The organism is Rhizobium rhizogenes NBRC 13257, assembly GCF_000696095.1.
In the GTDB taxonomy this organism is placed as follows: domain Bacteria; phylum Pseudomonadota; class Alphaproteobacteria; order Rhizobiales; family Rhizobiaceae; genus Rhizobium; species Rhizobium rhizogenes.
On sequence record NZ_BAYX01000003.1, the window covers coordinates 145226 to 162020 of the forward strand.

General features: G+C 60.1%; 18 protein-coding genes. 7 read left to right on the top strand and 11 right to left on the bottom strand.

All coding sequences use genetic code 11. From position 1 onward, the window contains the following. Nucleotides 1-23 precede the first annotated feature (23 nt). The 4 genes from RRH01S_RS07570 to RRH01S_RS07585 are packed head-to-tail and all read left to right on the top strand — an operon-like array spanning nucleotide 24 to nucleotide 2972. Complete coding sequence (locus RRH01S_RS07570) at nucleotides 24-833, top strand: transporter substrate-binding domain-containing protein (RefSeq protein WP_034522512.1); 810 nt, start codon at nucleotides 24-26, stop codon at nucleotides 831-833. 36 nt (nucleotides 834-869) lie between these two features. Further along, the gene (locus tag RRH01S_RS07575) at nucleotides 870-1544 is read left to right on the top strand and encodes an amino acid ABC transporter permease (protein ID WP_007688918.1); all 675 of its coding nucleotides are present in this window, start codon (nucleotides 870-872) and stop codon (nucleotides 1542-1544) included. Next, entirely contained in the window at nucleotides 1544-2254 is a 711-nt protein-coding gene (locus RRH01S_RS07580) for an amino acid ABC transporter permease (protein WP_007688919.1), read from the top strand. Before RRH01S_RS07575 ends, RRH01S_RS07580 begins: the two co-directional genes overlap by 1 nt. Continuing rightward, nucleotides 2211-2972, top strand: a complete 762-nt coding sequence (locus tag RRH01S_RS07585; RefSeq protein WP_034522510.1) for an amino acid ABC transporter ATP-binding protein — start codon at nucleotides 2211-2213, stop codon at nucleotides 2970-2972. Before RRH01S_RS07580 ends, RRH01S_RS07585 begins: the two co-directional genes overlap by 44 nt. Nucleotides 2973-3153: 181 nt before the next feature. Here the strand turns inward: RRH01S_RS07585 and RRH01S_RS07590 are convergent, their stop codons facing one another. From RRH01S_RS07590 to RRH01S_RS07620, 7 genes are all read right to left on the bottom strand, one after another. Then, nucleotides 3154-3993 carry a MurR/RpiR family transcriptional regulator gene (locus tag RRH01S_RS07590; RefSeq protein WP_034522509.1) on the bottom strand — a complete coding sequence of 280 codons (840 nt, stop codon included), beginning with the start codon at nucleotides 3991-3993 and terminating at the stop codon, nucleotides 3154-3156. 98 nt (nucleotides 3994-4091) lie between these two features. Further along, the gene (locus RRH01S_RS07595) at nucleotides 4092-4796 is read right to left on the bottom strand and encodes an aspartate/glutamate racemase family protein (protein ID WP_007688922.1); all 705 of its coding nucleotides are present in this window, start codon (nucleotides 4794-4796) and stop codon (nucleotides 4092-4094) included. Nucleotides 4797-4847: 51 nt separating this feature from the next. Next, nucleotides 4848-5816 carry an ABC transporter ATP-binding protein gene (locus tag RRH01S_RS07600; protein WP_034522507.1) on the bottom strand — a complete coding sequence of 323 codons (969 nt, stop codon included), beginning with the start codon at nucleotides 5814-5816 and terminating at the stop codon, nucleotides 4848-4850. Beyond that, nucleotides 5809-6873 (bottom strand): ABC transporter ATP-binding protein, encoded by a 1065-nt coding sequence (locus RRH01S_RS07605; RefSeq protein WP_034522506.1) that lies wholly within the window; start codon nucleotides 6871-6873, stop codon nucleotides 5809-5811. The genes RRH01S_RS07600 and RRH01S_RS07605 overlap by 8 nt, the downstream gene beginning before the upstream one ends. After that, nucleotides 6870-7760: an ABC transporter permease gene (locus RRH01S_RS07610; RefSeq protein WP_042470717.1), complete on the bottom strand. Its 891-nt coding sequence runs from the start codon at nucleotides 7758-7760 to the stop codon at nucleotides 6870-6872. The genes RRH01S_RS07605 and RRH01S_RS07610 overlap by 4 nt, the downstream gene beginning before the upstream one ends. 4 nt (nucleotides 7761-7764) lie before the next feature. After that, nucleotides 7765-8718, bottom strand: coding sequence for an ABC transporter permease (locus RRH01S_RS07615; protein ID WP_042470720.1), 954 nt, complete (start codon nucleotides 8716-8718; stop codon nucleotides 7765-7767). Between the two features lie 75 nt (nucleotides 8719-8793). Beyond that, nucleotides 8794-10383, bottom strand: coding sequence for an ABC transporter substrate-binding protein (locus tag RRH01S_RS07620; protein WP_110924605.1), 1590 nt, complete (start codon nucleotides 10381-10383; stop codon nucleotides 8794-8796). Nucleotides 10384-10670: 287 nt separating this feature from the next. Here RRH01S_RS07620 and RRH01S_RS07625 point away from each other — a divergent pair, with 287 nt between their 5' ends. Then, complete coding sequence (locus tag RRH01S_RS07625) at nucleotides 10671-11492, top strand: bifunctional allantoicase/(S)-ureidoglycine aminohydrolase (protein ID WP_034522504.1); 822 nt, start codon at nucleotides 10671-10673, stop codon at nucleotides 11490-11492. 117 nt (nucleotides 11493-11609) lie between these two features. Beyond that, entirely contained in the window at nucleotides 11610-12479 is an 870-nt protein-coding gene (locus RRH01S_RS07630) for a LysR family transcriptional regulator (RefSeq protein WP_034522502.1), read from the top strand. Between the two features lie 62 nt (nucleotides 12480-12541). Here RRH01S_RS07630 and RRH01S_RS07635 read toward each other — a convergent pair whose 3' ends face one another. From RRH01S_RS07635 to RRH01S_RS07645, 3 genes are all read right to left on the bottom strand, one after another. Next, entirely contained in the window at nucleotides 12542-13273 is a 732-nt protein-coding gene (locus tag RRH01S_RS07635) for an SDR family NAD(P)-dependent oxidoreductase (RefSeq protein ID WP_034522501.1), read from the bottom strand. 154 nt (nucleotides 13274-13427) lie between these two features. Continuing rightward, nucleotides 13428-14192, bottom strand: coding sequence for a pirin family protein (locus RRH01S_RS07640; protein WP_034522500.1), 765 nt, complete (start codon nucleotides 14190-14192; stop codon nucleotides 13428-13430). A 38-nt stretch (nucleotides 14193-14230) separates the two neighbouring features. Then, nucleotides 14231-14821 carry an isochorismatase family protein gene (locus tag RRH01S_RS07645; protein ID WP_034522499.1) on the bottom strand — a complete coding sequence of 197 codons (591 nt, stop codon included), beginning with the start codon at nucleotides 14819-14821 and terminating at the stop codon, nucleotides 14231-14233. 112 nt (nucleotides 14822-14933) lie between these two features. On the opposite strand from RRH01S_RS07645, the gene RRH01S_RS07650 reads away from it, so the two are divergent. Then, nucleotides 14934-15839 (top strand): LysR family transcriptional regulator, encoded by a 906-nt coding sequence (locus tag RRH01S_RS07650; protein ID WP_034522498.1) that lies wholly within the window; start codon nucleotides 14934-14936, stop codon nucleotides 15837-15839. A gap of 26 nt (nucleotides 15840-15865) precedes the next feature. On the opposite strand, the gene RRH01S_RS07655 is transcribed toward RRH01S_RS07650, so the two are convergent. After that, the gene (locus RRH01S_RS07655) at nucleotides 15866-16768 is read right to left on the bottom strand and encodes a LysR family transcriptional regulator (RefSeq protein ID WP_034522497.1); all 903 of its coding nucleotides are present in this window, start codon (nucleotides 16766-16768) and stop codon (nucleotides 15866-15868) included. Between the last annotated feature and the right edge of the window lie 27 nt (nucleotides 16769-16795).

Consider the following 16795-nt stretch of genomic DNA (forward strand, 5'->3'; position numbering starts at 1 on the left):
CAAAGCAAAAAAAGGGGATCGATATGAATAGTTTAAAGACGGTTTGCATGCTTGCGGGCGCGGCCTGCCTCGCGCTCACGGCGGTTGCCGCCGATGCACATAGCCTGGATGAAATCCTTTCGGCCAAGAAGATCGTGGTCGGCATAAATCCGAACCTGCCGCCGCTTGGCCGCTTCAACGACAAGAACGAAATCGAGGGTTTCGACGTCGATGTCGCCAAGAAACTCGGCGAGATGCTCGGGGTGGAGGTTTCGCTCGTACAGGTCTCGTCAGCCGATCGTGTGCCGTTTCTGGCGACCGGCAAGGCCGATATCGTACTCGGCGCGCTGACCCGCACGGCCGACCGGGCAAAGGTGATCGATTTCTCCCTGCCGATCCAGACGGAGGCGATCAGCGCACTGGTTGCGAAGGACAAGCCTTACCAGACCATGGATGATCTGAACTCCGCCGACGTTCATCTCGTCGAAGTCCGCGGCACGACACCCGTCGACTTCGTGAAGGACCGCTTGCCGAAGGCGCAGGTGACACTGTTCGACAACTATCCCGACGCCGTACGCGCTTTCGAACAGGGCCGGGGCGATGCCATCGTCGACGTTGTCGACTATCTCGGCGCCTATACGAAGAACTATAGCGCCGAGACGCGGGTGATCACGGACAAGTCGGCCTCGATCGACTATGATTGCATCGGCCTTGCGCAGGGCAATACGGCGTTGAAGTCGTGGGTCAATGTCGCCCTTTACCAGCTGCAGACAAACGGCTTCATGAAGCAGACCTACAAGCAGTGGTTCGGGATCGACATGGTCTATCCGGTCCCTGTCACGCCTTATTTCTGACCGGACGACACGGCTGATACGGAACGGGATCGGGTCATGCACTACGCTCTACATTACAGCCAGATCACATCCTATCTGCCTTACCTGATAGGGGGCGCTCTGCTCAGCCTGGAGCTGAGCGTCCTTGCCTTTGCGGGTGGCATGGTGATCGGCTTCGCACTTGCCATCGCCCGCAACGAGGGTGGTCCGATCCTGTCGCGCCTGGTGCGGGCCTATGTCGTCTTCTTTACCAACACGCCGCAGCTGGTGCAGATCTACGTGATCTTCTTCGGCTTGCCGGATCTCGGCGTCGTGTTTTCGCCCTTCGCGGCTGTGCTGATCGGCATGACGCTGAATGCGGGGGCCTATCTGACAGAAATCCTCCGAGCCGGGCTTGCCTCGGTTCATCAAGAGGAACTCGACGCGGCCGAGACCCTCGGCATGAGCCGGCTTCAGAGCCTGCGCTATGTGATCGTGCCGCATGTCTTCCGCGTTGCGATGCCTCCGCTCAGCAACCAATATATCCTGATGACGCTCGGCACATCGATGGCGGCTGTGTTCGGCGTCGAGGAGCTGACGGGCCGCGCGTTCAATGTGAACTCGACGACGTTCCGCTCCATCGAGATCTTCACGACGATCGCCGGGCTTTATGTCGTCATCACCTTCATGGCGACGATCCTGCTTGCGGTGGTCGGCCGCTACGTTTTCCGCGCAAGGGTCAGGGTGCTTTGATGTTGAAGGATATTCTCGCTCAGCTCCCCCAGGTCTTCACCAGCTACAACATCGCCATGCTTGCGGAAGCGGCATTGACGACGCTTTTCCTCTCGGCTGTCGGCTGCCTCGTCGGGGTCGTATTCGGAACAATCCTGTCCCTTGCCCGCCTGTCGCGTACTCGGCTTCTCCTGCCCGTCAAGATCGTCGCCTTCGTCTATGTCGAAGTGTTTCGGCGTGTGCCCTTTCTGGTGACCTTGCTGGTGTTCTTCTTTGGCGCGCAGGTGCTCGGCTTCGACATCTCGCCGCTGGTGGTTACCCTGATCAGCACCTCGGTCATCTCCACGGCCTTCGTGGCGGAGATCATCCGCGCGGGACTTGCCGCCGTGCGCCCGAGCCAGCTCGAGGCTGCCGAGGTCATGAATTTTTCGCCCTGGCAGACCCTTTGTCTCGTTCGCTGGCCGCAAGCCTGGCCGCTGATCCTGCCGCCGGTATTCGGCTATTTCGTCCTATTCATCAAGGACACGGCGCTTGCCTCGCAGATCGGCGTCCTCGAACTCACCCAGGCGGGAAAGATCCTCAATACCAAGGGCTTTTCGGCCCTGCTCGTCTTCGCGACGATCCTCATTCTCTATTTTCTGATTTCCTACCCCCTGGCCCGGCTGGGGGCCTATCTGGAGAGCAATCTTGGCGCATCTCGACATTCGCGGTCTCACGGCCAGCTACGCTAATCACACCGTTCTCGACGGCATCGACCTGACGGTGGAGCGCGGTGAGATCGTGAGCCTGATCGGCCCGTCGGGGTCCGGCAAGAGCACGTTGCTGCGGGTGATCACGGGTCTCCTTAAGCCGGAGCGCGGCGAGATCATCCTCGACGACGAAAGGATCGACTATGCCGATCGCCGTTCGCTGAAGGCGGCGCGGGAAAAGCTGGCGATCGTGTTTCAGCAATACAATCTCTTCGGCAATATGACCGTGCTCGGCAATGTCATGGTCGCTCCGGCGAAGATCCGAAAGCGCAACAGGAGCGAGGTGGAGGCCGACGCCCGGCGCCTGCTCGGGAAGGTGGGGCTTGGCGACAAGCTCGCCGCCTATCCGGACGAGCTTTCGGGCGGCCAGCAGCAGCGTGTCGCTCTTGCGCGGGCGCTGTGTCTGAAGCCGGAAATCCTGCTGCTTGACGAGGTCACCTCCGCGCTCGATCCGGAGCGGGTAAGCGAGGTGCTCGACACCATCAAGCTCTTGGCCTCCGAGAACATCACCCTCCTGATTGTCTCCCACGAAATGAATTTCGTGCGCGAGGTTTCCGATCGGGTCGTCTTCATGGCGAATGGAAAAATCCAGGAGATCGGGTCGCCGGAGCAGATATTCGACGCCCCTCAAGTGCAGCGCACCCGCGAGTTTACGAGCAGGATCGCTCGGGTGTCTCAGGCAGATTCTATTGCCACTTGATCGGGGTGGTTTTGCATATGAGGAAGCTTCAAGCTTGATTGCCACCCGTGAGCTGAAGCCCATTCTTCCTGTCACCTGATCAGGTACCTCGCATCGGTCCTTGATCCAAGGCCGATAAGTTTACGGCGTCTTTCTATCCGATGCGCCCGGATATTCTGTCTCGATAATGGAACGCATCCGGCTAAAGCTCCTCGAGGCTATCGTTCAAAGCTTCGATATTTCGCAGACGCCTGCGACCTGACACCTCCGCCTTTTCGACGCATCGCGTTATGAGCAGGTGGCAAAGCGCCATGACGGAGGCATGATTGAAGAGTGGTCCAGGTGCCAGTGTCTGGCAAAGGAAATGCCATTCGGCGCTTGTCAGAACGGGCGCACCTTCGTCGGTGATGTAGAGGAACCTGGCTTTTGACCGCAGGATTTGCTCGATCAGCAGATCCATCCGCGCTATCCGCCGCCGCAGACCGAACAGCACGACGACATCCTGTTCCTGCACGCTGACCAGATGTTCGCCGAGGGTCTGTCCCGGACCGGGGATCGCCACGATATTCTCGATGACCTGCGTGAGTTGCCACTGGAGATAGGAGGCGAAAGGATGATTGCTGCGGAAACCAACCACCCATACCTTGCGGGCGTTTAGCATTGCGTCTGCAACAGCATCGATTTGTGTATCGTTGATTGCGAGAAAGGTCGCGTCGATGTTGGCGATCGCTTGTGCGATATGTGCTTTGATCGATTGGGTCGTGGAGGCATCTGTCGAGGTTGACAGAAACAGCCGCGATCCGGTCTGCTTCTCGGCGCGGGCGTGCCTGCGGGCCTCTTCGTAGTTTGCGTAACCCAGCCGCTGGACGAAACGCGAAACGGTCGCCTTCGAAACATGGGCAAGTGCTGCCAGTTCCTGCGCGGAATAGCTCGCAAGCTCGCCGGGAAAATCGCAGACAAAATCTCCAAGCCGCCGCTCGGCGGGGTGGAGCTCCGGAAGAGCCTGCCTGACCCTGAACAGAAACGACGTCTCTTTGGGCACTCCCGTCTCCACCAGATTGCTCGCCGTTGGATTTTCCGTCGCGGATACCCGATTTGCAATCGAAAAGGGCGCAGGCAACCGACGTCTGTGTGCCTTCGTCATGAGGAAGGGTTGCTGGCGGGAGACGTGGCTTTGATTTGGAGCAGTAGCGACGCCACGGCCGCCGTGATCGGTGCAATCACCGGCCTGGAAAACCGGCGCCCCAGCTCAACGGCCGCTTGTCCCAACGGCCCACCGCCGATGATGACAGCCTCGGCTCCGTCGAGCTCGAATGCCTGTTCGACCGCAAAGGCAAGTTCGGCCTGCAGCCGCTCCGGATCGGCTGCGAGCTTTTGCGGATCGCCGTTGGTCAGGCGCGTCCCTGTGAAAAGCTGACCAAGCCCAAGGCCATCCGCCTTGCGGGCAAAGCCGTTGACAAGGTTGGGCGTAACCGTCGCGATGCCAAAACGACGTCCATGCGCGGATGCCTCAAGCATGCTGGCCTCGCAGATGCCGACCACCGGAACCTTGGTGAGGTCCCGTAGCTGCTGGATGCCGGGATCGCCGAAGGCGCTGACGATGATGCCGTCGCAAAACCGGGCCGCCACGAGCCCCATCTTGACTACTCCGGCGGCGGCCGCCGCCAGTTGATTGTCGTCGAGGATCATTGGAACGCCGCTTGTCGCGGTCACACCCTCGATGGTGACATCGGCCGGAAGAACGCTGCGGGCGATGTCGGTCATCATTGCCGTCGTCGCCGCAGACGTATTCGGGTTGATGAGGACGATGTGCTTCGTTGTGTCTTGAGCATGCTGAACGAGCACGGCGGTCTCCCTGGTTCGCTGTTGTTTTTTCAGTGACGGGTAGCTCGAAGCTCACGCGTATTGAAGGCAGGCCACCTGTCCGGTTCCGCCTTGGCCGACGAGATCGGGCACGCGGGACCGGCACGCATCCGACACCTGTGAGCAGCGAGGCGCAAAGGCGCAGCCAGGTGGCATGTTCGCCAGATCAGGTGGTGAGCCCGGAATTGTCACCAATCTGTCCCGGCCATGGGCCAGCTCGACGCGGGCTCCCAGCAAGCCCCGGGTATAGGGATGCTTCGGTTGGTTGATGATATCGGAGACTGTGCCTTCCTCGACGATCCGCCCGGCATACATCACCGCAATCCTGTCGGCGACTTCCGCGGCGACGCCGATGTCATGTGTAACGAAGATCACCGACAAGCCATATTCCGCCTGAAGCTCCCGGATCAGGAGGAGAATCTGAATTTGCACCGTCGCGTCGAGAGCCGTCGTCGGCTCGTCGGCAAGGAGCACTTTCGGATTGCAGGAAAGCGCCATCGCGATCATCGAACGCTGCAGCATTCCGCCGGACATCTCGTGCGGATAATTCTTGAGGCGCCGTTCGGGCGACGGGATGCGAACTTTCTGAAACAAGGCGAGTGCCCGCGCCGAGGCTTCTTGACGCGACACATTTTCATGCCGCCGGATCGTCTCTTCGATCTGCTGGCCGAGCGTATAGACGGGGTCGAGGGCAAGCCGCGGTTCCTGAAAGACCATCGAGACGATCGGCCCGCGCAGATCGCCCAGCTCCTTGTTCGAAAGAGCTGTCACATTGCGACCGGCGACCGTCATCGAACCTTCGATGATCGTTCCAGGCGGATGCAGCCGCAGCAGGGAACGCATCGTCACGCTCTTGCCGGAGCCGGACTCGCCGAGCAGGGCAACGACTTCGCCCGGCCGCACGGAAAGGCTGACACCGTTCACCGCCTTGACGGGCTTGCGTCCGCGATTGAAGGTCACCGAGAGGTTTCTGATATCGATCATTGGCTGGGCATCAGTCATTTTGGGTCTCCATCATGACGGGCGCACGGCTGTGACCGGATGCGGGCATCGACATAAGACAGGCTGCGGCATGATCCCCGGACACCATGGCAAGCGGCGGCATCTCCCGGCTGCAAATTTCCTCGGCAAAGATACAGCGCGTATGGAATCGACAGCCGGGAGGCGGATCGATCGGATTTGGCGGATCACCTGCAAGCGGAGGTTCCGATGTGCGATCGGAGGGGTTGATCTTCGGCATGGAGGCAAGCAAGGCCGAGGAATAGGGATGCCTCGTACGGTCGAAAATCGCGTCGCGGCTACCGATCTCGGCTACCTTGCCGAGATACATGACCATGACACGGTCGCACATGAAGCGGACGACGTTGAGGTCGTGCGAGATGAAGAGGTAGGTCAGGCCAAAATCCCGCTTGAGATCGAGCAGCAGGTTCAGCACCTGCGCCTCCACCGACTTGTCGAGTGCGGACACGGCCTCGTCGAGAATGACGAGACGCGGTTCCAATGCCAGGGCACGGGCAATGTTGACGCGCTGCCGCTGACCGCCGGAAAGCTCGTGTGGATAGCGACCGGCAAAGCGTTTCGGCTCCAGGCCCACCCTATGCAGCAGGTCGTGTGCCCGGGCCATGGCCTTTTCCGCGGTGACGCCATGAACGCGCGGGCCGAACGAGATCGACTCCTCCATCGTCAGGCGCGGGTTCAGCGAGGCATAGCTATCCTGGAAGACCATCTGCACTTGCCGGCGGTAATCGCTCAACGACAACGTGCCGCCGACCGTTTCGCCATCGAACAGCACTTCGCCTTGATCCCGCTTGATCAGTTGCATCAGCAACCGCGCCGTTGTGGACTTGCCGCAGCCGCTCTCGCCGACCACGCCAAGTGTCTCGCCCTTCAGAATGTCGAAGTCTATTCCGTCGACGGCGCGGACCACCTTCTTCGGCTGGAACAACCCGCCGCCTTTGACGGGAAAGTGTTTCAGGAGAGATCTGACCGAGACCAGCGGCTGTGCCGGGCCGCCGCGGTCGCGTGGATCTTGCGCGGACAGGGGGAGGGCTTCGATCATGATTTCACATCCATTGCCGCGCGCAGTCCGTCCGAGAAAAGATTGAAGCAGATCGAGGTGATGAAGATCATCACGCCCGGCAGAGCCGCCACATAGGGGTTGACGTAGATTGCCGTGCGTAACGTATTCAACATCAGGCCCCACTCGGCATCCGGCGGCCGGACGCCCAGCCCGAGGAAGGAAAGGCCGGAAGCCAGGATCATCGACACCGAGATGAGGCTGGTCGCAAAGACGAAGATCGGGCCAAGAACGTTGCCCAGAATATGGACGCTTATGATCGTGCGGGCCTTTGCGCCTGAGGCGCGGGCGGCATCCACATAATCGAGGTTTCGCACCTGCGTGGTCACGCTTTCGGCGACGCGAGCGATCTGGGGAATGAACACCACCGTCAGAGACACTAGCGCATTGGTCAGGCCGGAGCCGAGCGCGCCGGAGAGCGCGACGGCAAGCAGCACGGACGGAAATGCGTAGAAGACGTCGACCGTTCGCATGATCAGCGTATTGACGATGCCGCCCGCGTAGCCGGCGATGATGCCGATCGCAGAGCCGATCACGAAGGCGATCGGCACAGGGATGACGCCCATCAATAGCGATAGTCTTGCGCCGTAGATCAGCCGGGAAAGCATGTCGCGGCCAAGTTCATCGGTCCCGAGTATGTACCCTGGAGTGCCGATCGGCTTCAGGCGGCGGATCACGCTCGTCTTTGTCGGACCGTACGGCGCGAGATAGGGAGCGAGGATCGCCGCCGCAATGAGCACGATGATGACCAGAAGCGCCACGAGGGCAACCGGATCCCGACAGAGACGGCGTACAACGCCGTGCCAGAAACCGGGGGAGCGGATGGTGCGCGGAGCATCCGCGACGACGTCTGCTGTAACGGCCACCATGGACTCAACTCCTCTGGATACGCGGATCGATCGCACTCTGAAGCACGTCGACGACAAGGTTGACGAGAACGAAGAACATGGCGAGCACAAGGATGGTGCCCTGGAGCACGGGCAGGTCTCTGCTGAAGATCGCGCCGTTCAGGAGGAAGCCCGTTCCCGGCCAGGAAAAGACCGTCTCGATCAGGATGGAGCCGCCGAGCAGATAGCCAAGCTGCAGGCCCATGACCGATATCGCCGTCGGTGCGGCATTGCGAACGACGTGGCGCAGGATTTGCCGCGTCGTCAGGCCCTTGGCGGCGAGAGCCTGTGTGAAATCCTGCGCGAGAATATCCGCAACCAGCGACCGGATCGTCCGGGCGATGATTCCCATCGGGATGACGGACATCGTGATGGCGGGAAGGATGAGATAGCGCAGATACTCCCAGTTGACCGCCCTTCCATCCGATCCGCCGGGGCCACCGCCCATCGCGGGAAGCCAACCGAGCCTTACCGAAAAGACGATGACAAGCACCATGCCGAGCCAGTAATGCGGCACGCTGACGCCGAGCATCGAGACCGCCGAAGCGATGCGGTCGATCCATTTACCGCGGAAGACACCTGCCAGAAAGCCGAGGCCCGCGCCGAGCGTGAAGCCGATCAGCGTTGCAGCGACAGCAAGGATGATCGAATTGAGCGAAGCCGAGGCGATTTCTCCGAGGACCGGCCGCCCGCTGGCGATGGAAACACCGAGATCGCCATACAGCGCCCGCCAGCTCCACAGGGCGTACTGAACCGGCAGCGGCCGGTCGAGGCCGTAGAAGCTTCGCATCTGGGCCTGGAGTTCGGCCGAGGCATCGGAGGGCAGAATGGCCGCAAGCGGGTCGCCCGGCGCGATGTGGATCAGCATAAAGCACACCATGCTGACGCCGGTCGCCACCGGTATGACATGCAGAAGCCGTTTCAAACCATAAGCCAGCATGAGATCCTCGCTTGGGAAGAGTAAGTCCGCGCTTCAATGGGGTGCACCGGCGAACCGACGCACCCGTTTCGGGGATCAGGGATCCAGCGTGATCTGCGAGAAGTCCTGGAACCAGTTCTGTGCCTGCACGAAGCCCTTGACCTTTGCGCTCATCGCGCGTGGGTTGACGTCGTGCGTGACCATCAGGAACAGCGCTTCATTGACGTATTTCTCATGCACCTGCTGGAGAACCTTGTCCTGTTCGGCGGGGTCGAAGGTGTTGCGCACCTTGTCGATGAGCGCATCCATTTCCGGATCGCAATAATAGCCCCAGTTCGTACCCGCCGGCGGCGCGAGGTTGCACTGCAGATGTCGGATGAGGCCGGTAAAGGGGTCCTGAATGAAATAGGAGTAGTTGATGGCCGTTGCGCCCTTGGCGCTCGGATCCTTCGCTCCCGCGCGCCAGATATTGATGACCGTGTTCCAGTCGGCCACCTCATATTCGATATCGATGCCGATCTCGGCAAGCGTCTGCTGGATATACTCGTTCATCGCCAGCGGCAGCATCTGGCCGGAGCCGGACGAGGAAATGATGACCTTGGTCTTGATCCGCTTGTCGGGACCGTATCCGGCTTCCGCCATCAGCTTTTTCGCTTCCTCGACATTGTAGCTGAGCTTGAAGGTCGGATTGCCGAACCACTGGTGGCCGGGCGGCATGAATCCCTGGGCCGGGATCGAGAGGCCACCGAGAAGCTCATTCAGGCCGTCGCGATCGACGGCGAGGTTCGCGGCCTTGCGGACGCGAATATCGTTCCAGGGCGAACCTTCGACGCGGGAGAAATGCCATGTCCAGTTATGCGGATAGGAGTTTGTGACGATCGTGAAACCGGCCTCCTTGAGAGACGCGACGGAGTCCGGCGCCGGCGCCTCGATCCAGTCGACTTGGCCGGATCGCAGAGCGGCGACGCGGGTGTTCGGTTCGGGCAGCGGAATAAGGATCAGCTTGTCGAGTTTCGGCACGCGCGCCGGATCCCAGTAGTTTTTGTTCGGCGTCAGCTCAGCGCGCTCGCGCGGTGTGAAGCCGCTTTCCAGCTTCCACGGCCCGGTCCCGGACGGCTTCTGCGCAACGACATCCCAGTTCTTGCCCTGCGCTTCCCAGTTTGCCGGGGAGGACATCAGGATCCAGCTCAATTGATAAGGCAGCGTCGCATCAGGTGTCTTGGTGGTGATCTCCACCGTCAGCGGGTCGGTTACCTTGTAGCTGGCCACGGCCGGAATGCGTGACTTGCCCTGGGCCGCCTGGCGTTTGTCGAATTGGGGCGCATCCGCCTTCAAAAGCTTGTCGAGGTTCCAGACGACAGCATCGGCTGTGAAAGCGCTGCCGTCATGAAACTTGACGCCGTCACGAAGCTTGAAAACCCACTTCGTCTTATCGTTGGCATCGACTGCCCAGGAAACGGCGAGCCCCGGAACGAGGGCGGACGGCTTTACGGCACTTGTGAGATCCCATTCGACGAGCGAGTCATAGACCGTGTAGCCCATGAAGCGCTGACCTTCGCCGCCCTGATCCGTCTGTCCGGTGGTCAGCGGAATATCGGAAGCCGTCATGCCGATCCGCAGCGTTCCAGCGGCAAGGGCCGTGGCTGCGCCTGCGGCGGCCAGTACGATGGCGGTCGCTCCGACCATGATGGATTTGCGGAATTTGCGAAGAATGGATCTTCTCTGTGATAGAAGACCTAGTGCCTGGTTCATGCCGTTCCCTCATCTGTTTCTTGTTGCCACCGGGCAGGACCCAGTCGGGGATGAGAAGCAGTTTTCATGCCTATTTGAGTGAAACCGGAGTTCCACTTTAAAAAACAATATTTTGATTGAATTTTTTGATTTCCGGGCTTGTGACCGCCGAATTTATTGTTGCTTAAAAGGCGTGCGGCACTTAATGCAAATGCATAATCCCGCGCCGCGAGACCGGACCCATGACCGATAGAAATTACTATTCGAAACTCGGCGGATTGCCGCCGCAGACAGAACTGCTTTCAAGCAAGGCCGTTTTTACGACGGCCTATGCGGTTATTCCGCGAAGCGTTATGACCGACATCGTCACGAGCGTGCTTCCGCATTGGTCGGGAACGAGGGCATGGATTCTATCCCGGCCGCTCTCCGGGTTCTCGGAAACCTTCTCGCAATATGTGATGGAAGTCCTGCCGGGCGGCGGAAGCGACCGACCGGAACCCGACAATCGCGCGGAAGCAGCGATCTTCGTAGTCGAGGGCGAGATGGCGATCGAATTTGCCGGAAGCGAACATGCGCTAAGAGCAGGATCCTTTGCCTTTATACCGGCTGGAGCCGCGTGGAAGCTGAGCAACCCGGGGACTGCGCCGGTCCGGTTCCACTGGGTCCGGAAGGTGTTCCAGACAGTCGAGGGATTGGAAGCTCCACCCGCTATTTTCACGCATGAGGACCAGCACGCCATTTCGTCGATGCCGGACACGAATGGCTCTTGGGGAACCACCCGTTTCATCGATCCGTCCGACGTCCGTTACGACATGCATCTCAACATCGTCACATTTGAACCTGGCGGGACGATCCCCTTCATGGAGACGCATGTCATGGAGCACGGCCTATACGTGCTCGAAGGCAAGGCGGTCTATCGGCTGAACAAGGATTGGGTGGAAGTGGAAGCGGGTGACTTCATGTGGTTGCGCGCCTTCTGCCCACAGGCCTGCTACGCCGGCGGACCGGGCCGTTTCCGCTACCTGCTTTACAAGGACGTTAACCGGCACCCCGGACTTTGGTAGTCGGGAAAAAGCGAAATCGCAACTTGTCCTGATTGCTTCCCATAACAAATGGTTGCTGCATTAATCGGGATCAATAGGCTAAAACGGAGCCAATTGGTCTGCTGGTGGAGCAAAGATGTGGAACTTCTGAACGACATGGCTCTGTTCGTGGAGGTCGTGAAAGCGCGCAGCTTTCGTCGGGCGTCCGAAGCCACCAAGGTTCCCAACTCCACCCTGTCACGCCGGATCAGCCTGCTGGAGAAGGCAATCGGATTGCGGCTGTTGCACCGCACGACACGGCGGATCGAGTTGACGGAAGCCGGTCAGATCTATTTCGAACGCTGCAAGCGTATCGTTGAGGAAGCACGGCTGGCGCATGAGCAACTCGGCGAGTTGCTGGAGCAGCCGAGCGGCTTCCTGCGCGTGTCCCTGCCCGTGGATTTTGCGACGACCTATCTGGCGCCGCTGATTGCCGAGTTCGCGGAGCAATACCCCGGCATCAGTTTCGAATTCGATCTGACGCCGCGCCTTGTCGATCTGGTGGCTGAGCCGTTTGACGTGGCGATCCGTATGGGAGAGCCGGAGCCGTCCCACATGATCGCGCGACCATTGGCCCGCCTGTCGCCGTATCTTTACGCCTCGCCGCGCTATCTCGAGTGCAACGGGGAACCGAACGAGCCTTCGGACCTGGCCGGGCATCAGTGCCTCTGCATGCTGAAGGCCAAGGTCTGGACGCTGGACAATGGAAGTGAAATGGTTGAGGCCGCCGTTGGCGGCAGGTTCCGGCTGAACAATATCGGAATGATCCGCCGCCTCGCCACGCTGGACATGGGTATCGCCATGCTGCCGGAGCAAATCGTGTCCGATGAACTGGCGGACAAACGGCTGCAACGCATCCTGCCGCAGTGGCAAGGGACGCCCGTATCCGTCTTTGCGATCACGGAGACACGACTTTTGCCGGCGAAGACACAGCGCTTCATCGAGTTCCTGAAAGACCGGCTGAAATAGAACCGCCCCGCTTGTGATTGACAGCGAGCGGGGCGGATAACCTGTTCGGGAGTTTTTCGAAATCAGTTCCGGACGTTGCCGCCATCCGCCGCGATCGTCTGACCCGTGACGAAAGCTGAATCCTGCGAGCATAGGAACGAGACGACCCCGACGATATCCGAGGGTTCGATAACCCGCGGGATAGCCTGAACCTTGGGCAGATAGCCGTAGATTTCCTCGTTCTCGGCACGCATCGTTTTGGTGTTGGTCAGTCCGGGCGCAATCACGTTGACGGTCACGCCAGAGGCGCCGACTTCGCCAGCCAGAGCCCGCGTAAATCCGATGACGCCGCCCTTGCTTGCGACGTAAGAGGTCATCTGGGTGGTATTGAGCCAGAAGGTCGTGCTAGCGACGTTGACAATCCGCCCGAAGCCGCGCTCAACCATGCCCGGCACGAACGCCTTGCACATCAGGAACGGTCCGTCGAGGTTGACGCTGATGACCTTGCGCCAGAGATCATAATCCGTTTCGGCGAACGGCTTCCATGGATAGATTCCCGCGTTGTTGACGAGGGCGGTGACGGGCGGAAGGATCTTTGCGACCTCGTTGGCGAATTCCGCCGTCGAGCTGGGCGAGGTCACGTCGATCTTGGCCGAGAAGAACCTGCGTCCCGCGGCCTCTATCATCGCCTTTGTTTCCGATGCATCGCCGACGTCGGCGACCGCGATATCGAAGCCATCGGTGGCAAGCCTCTGGGCATAGGCTTGACCGATGCCGTTGGCGGCTCCGGTGACGACGGCGGTTCCCTTGGACATGCTGCAGTCTCCATTTACAGATCGGGGTTCAAACTGAACTTCCGCGGAGCGACATGGCTCTTCGAGAGCCGCCATGGTCTAGCCGGTGGAAGCCTTTGGCCAACGACAGGAAAGATTGTCTGGTGACGGGCCGCCGGTGGCGGCCCGTCAATGCTCAACCGCTTATGGTTCCTTCGCGCGAAAACGCGGCGCGCCGGTCAATGAGAAAGAGAACGAGATCCGTTTCTGTGGTCGCGGTCACATCGGGCGCGGCTTCATCCGCGCCGATCGTCAGCGCCGTATGGGTTTCGGCCTCCTGATGGCCCACCAGCACGCTGCCGCGAAAGACATAGAGCCAACGATCGAACCCGGGCATTGATGGCAGGCCGATGCTTTTGCTGGCCGACAGGTGCGTATCGTAGAGATAGACGGCCTGGCGAACGAAACTCGGCGCTGCCGATCCGGCGGGTCCTGTCAGAAGCCGCCATTGATCGGTCCGCGCTGTCTCGTCCAGGCTGACAAACTGAACTCCAGGCTCCATGTCCGCCGTCTCCGGACGGACGAAGATCTGCAGCATTTCAATCTGGTCTTTGCCGACAACCTCTTCCTCGTGGGAAAAGCCACTGCCGGCATTCATGACCATCAGCCGACCAGCCGAGATGACCTCACTCCGGCCAGCCGAGTCCGTGTGCTGCATGTTGCCCGAGCGCAGATAGCTGATGATCTCGTCGTTGCGATGCTCATGCATCCTGACGACAAGGCCGGGTTGCAGCCGGGCGTGGTCGATAATTCCAAGCCCGCCGAAGCCTGCGTCATCCGGTTGCCGCAGGGTAATACCTGGGCGGATTCGGCGGAGTTGGAACGGGCCTTGCGCTCTTACTAGATGCGTTTCCGGCGATACGACGCCAATCCCGTTGAGGGGAGTTGCTTCTAAGGTCATGTTCTCTACTCCTTGGCTTCGCACGGACTGGATATCGGTTACGAGATCGGCGGAAGCACTTCGGTGAACAGAAGCTGGATCAGCTTCTGGCCATTCGGCGTGCCCCAATTCTGGGCAAGTTCCGCGATCATGGTGTTGGTGGCGGTCAGAATGACGCCGCCATCCTGCATGCGCCGGCGAGACATGTCCTCGGACAGTTCGTAGGGCGAACCCGAGGCGTCCATGACGGCCTGCACCTCGTAGCCTTCGGCGACGGCATCGATCGCCGGGAAGACCAGGCAGACGTCGGTGGTAACGCCGGCCATGATCAGGTTCTTGCGGCCCGTCGCCTCCACCGCGGCCTTGAAGTTGGCATCGGTCCAGGCATTGACGATGCCTTCGCGCTTGACGCGCTTCTCGAAAGCCTCGGGCAGGATTTCTTGCAGTTCCGGCAGAAGCGGCCCCTGCAGGCGATCTTCCTGGCTGGAGGTCAGCACGGTCGGGATGCCAAGAATGCTGGCGGCCTTGGCAAGTGCAAGCGACATGCGCTTGGCCTGCTCTACGTCGATGTTCTTGATCAGTTGCATCGTGCCAACCTGATGGTCAATCAGCAGCAGTGCGGAATTTTCAGGCGTGAATGTCGTGGTCATGACTCATCTCCTGTGCTCGTTGGGAGCTTTATTGCTCGAGCTGGAAGATAGAGATGGAACGATACATCGGGGAGACTTGATTTGTGTCGTGCTTATGTTCCATAAATGAAACATGAAAACATTCGGCGATTTTGATGGCCTGGCGCTGTTCATCCGCATTGCGCAGGCGGGTGGACTGGCCTCGGCCGAACGCGCGACCGGCATTCCAAAAGCCACGCTCTCGCGCCGTCTGTCGGCGCTGGAGGAGAGTTTGAACGTCCGCCTTGTGCGCCGGACGAAGAAGGGGGTGATCCTGACCGAGCAGGGGCAGCAACTCTTTGATCGAAGCCAGACGGCGTTCATGCTGGCCGAACAAGCGGTTGCCGAGGTTCAGGATGAACGTGTCGCACTATCGGGCACAGTGCGTTTGTCGCTGCCTCCGGATATGGCGGTCGCGGTTCTTGCCCCGGCTCTGATCGGCTTCAAGACACGCTATCCCGACGTCACGATCGAGATGACGCTTGCGGATCGCCGGGTTTCGCTGATCGAAGAGGGATATGATCTCGTCATTCGCATGGGACCGGTTGCCGATTCCGAACTGATGTTCAAGAAGATCGCTGCCTTGCCGCGAACGCTCGTCGCCAGCCCGGCTTTCCTCAGCATGCACCCCGATCTGAAAACCCCACAGGATCTGGAGATGCTGCCGGCGCTTGCGATCCGCCGCGATCTGATTGCGTGGGATCTGAAAAATGCTCAAGGGACACGCGAAATCATGCGCCCTAGGATCGGTTTTGCCGCAAACCGACAGACCATTCTCGTCGAGGCCGCCTGTGCCGGCCTTGGCATCGCCAATCTGCCCAAGTTCATGATCGAGGATGCGATAGCGACCGGTGCGCTCGTTCCGGTCCTCCCCGATTGGGAGCCGTCACCCGTCGAGATGACTGCATTATGGCAGAAGGACAGGATCACGGAGCGCCTCATCAAGGCCATCGTCAGTGATTTTGAAGAGGCACTGCATGCCAAGCTGGCCGAGACTTAGCGCTCGGCTTTCGCCTATCGACTTTATCACGTCATCCACTTGCGGTGCTCGGCGAAGCGCTCGACCAGCAAGTCGATGAAAAGCCTCACCTTCGTCGGCAGGTGGCTGCGGTTGGGGTAGATGGCATTGATGGCGAATTCCACGCCACGGAACTCCGGCATCATCCGGATCAGCCGGCCTTCGGCCAGGTCCTCGGACACAATGAAGCTTGGCGCGAGCCAGATCGCACGGCCATTGACCGCAAGGTGGCGCAACGTCTCTGCGCTGTTGGAACGGGCGTTGCCTTGCACTCTAACGTTTGCCGGTTCCCCGTTGCCCGTTTCGAAATGCCATTCGTCGCCGTATGGATAGTAGCTGTATTGAAGGCAGTTGTGGGCCGCGAGATCGGCGGGCGTCTTCGGTTCGGCATGTTCCTCGAGATAGGACGGGGAGCATACGAGGACGTGCCGCCATGACGTCAGTTTTCGAACCATGAGGCTGGAATCCGGAGAGGGCACGGTACGCATCACGAGATCGTGGCCATCCTCGATCATGTCGATCGTCCGTTCGCCGATGTCTACGTCCATGGAGACTGAGGGGTAGAGCTGGAGATATTCATCGATGACGGGAAGCAGAAAGCGGACAATCGCAGCGCTTGAATAGATCTTGAGCGTGCCACGGGGCATCGTGGTCAGCGCGCCCGCGGCCCGGTCCGCTTCTTCGAGTTCGGCCAGTATCTGAGACGAGCGGTCGTAATAGAACTTGCCCGTTTCCGTCAGGCTCACCTTGCGCGTCGTGCGATTGAGCAGGCGAACGCCGAGCCTCTCCTCAAGCGATTGCACATGGGTGGCAACCATTGTCACCGACATGTTGAGCCGCCGCGCCGCCGCCGAGAAACCACCATGCTCGACCACCTTTCCGAAGACCGAAAGACTTGTCAGACGATCCATGCACACCTCCTGATTATCCGCTCTCAG

Bases quoted from the DNA above. Each gene is read 5' to 3' on its own strand.
- RRH01S_RS07605 (WP_034522506.1), bottom strand. From the start codon at position 6,873: ATGATCGAAGCCCTCCCCCTGTCCGCGCAAGATCCACGCGACCGCGGC.
- RRH01S_RS07570 (WP_034522512.1), top strand. From the start codon at position 24: ATGAATAGTTTAAAGACGGTTTGCATGCTTGCGGGCGCGGCCTGCCTC.
- RRH01S_RS07655 (WP_034522497.1), bottom strand. From the start codon at position 16,768: ATGGATCGTCTGACAAGTCTTTCGGTCTTCGGAAAGGTGGTCGAGCAT.
- RRH01S_RS07625 (WP_034522504.1), top strand. From the start codon at position 10,671: ATGACCGATAGAAATTACTATTCGAAACTCGGCGGATTGCCGCCGCAG.
- RRH01S_RS07620 (WP_110924605.1), bottom strand. From the start codon at position 10,383: ATGGTCGGAGCGACCGCCATCGTACTGGCCGCCGCAGGCGCAGCCACG.
- RRH01S_RS07575 (WP_007688918.1), top strand. From the start codon at position 870: ATGCACTACGCTCTACATTACAGCCAGATCACATCCTATCTGCCTTAC.
- RRH01S_RS07600 (WP_034522507.1), bottom strand. From the start codon at position 5,816: ATGACTGATGCCCAGCCAATGATCGATATCAGAAACCTCTCGGTGACC.
- RRH01S_RS07640 (WP_034522500.1), bottom strand. From the start codon at position 14,192: ATGACCTTAGAAGCAACTCCCCTCAACGGGATTGGCGTCGTATCGCCG.
- RRH01S_RS07635 (WP_034522501.1), bottom strand. From the start codon at position 13,273: ATGTCCAAGGGAACCGCCGTCGTCACCGGAGCCGCCAACGGCATCGGT.
- RRH01S_RS07580 (WP_007688919.1), top strand. From the start codon at position 1,544: ATGTTGAAGGATATTCTCGCTCAGCTCCCCCAGGTCTTCACCAGCTAC.
- RRH01S_RS07650 (WP_034522498.1), top strand. From the start codon at position 14,934: ATGAAAACATTCGGCGATTTTGATGGCCTGGCGCTGTTCATCCGCATT.
- RRH01S_RS07645 (WP_034522499.1), bottom strand. From the start codon at position 14,821: ATGACCACGACATTCACGCCTGAAAATTCCGCACTGCTGCTGATTGAC.
- RRH01S_RS07615 (WP_042470720.1), bottom strand. From the start codon at position 8,718: ATGCTGGCTTATGGTTTGAAACGGCTTCTGCATGTCATACCGGTGGCG.
- RRH01S_RS07610 (WP_042470717.1), bottom strand. From the start codon at position 7,760: ATGGTGGCCGTTACAGCAGACGTCGTCGCGGATGCTCCGCGCACCATC.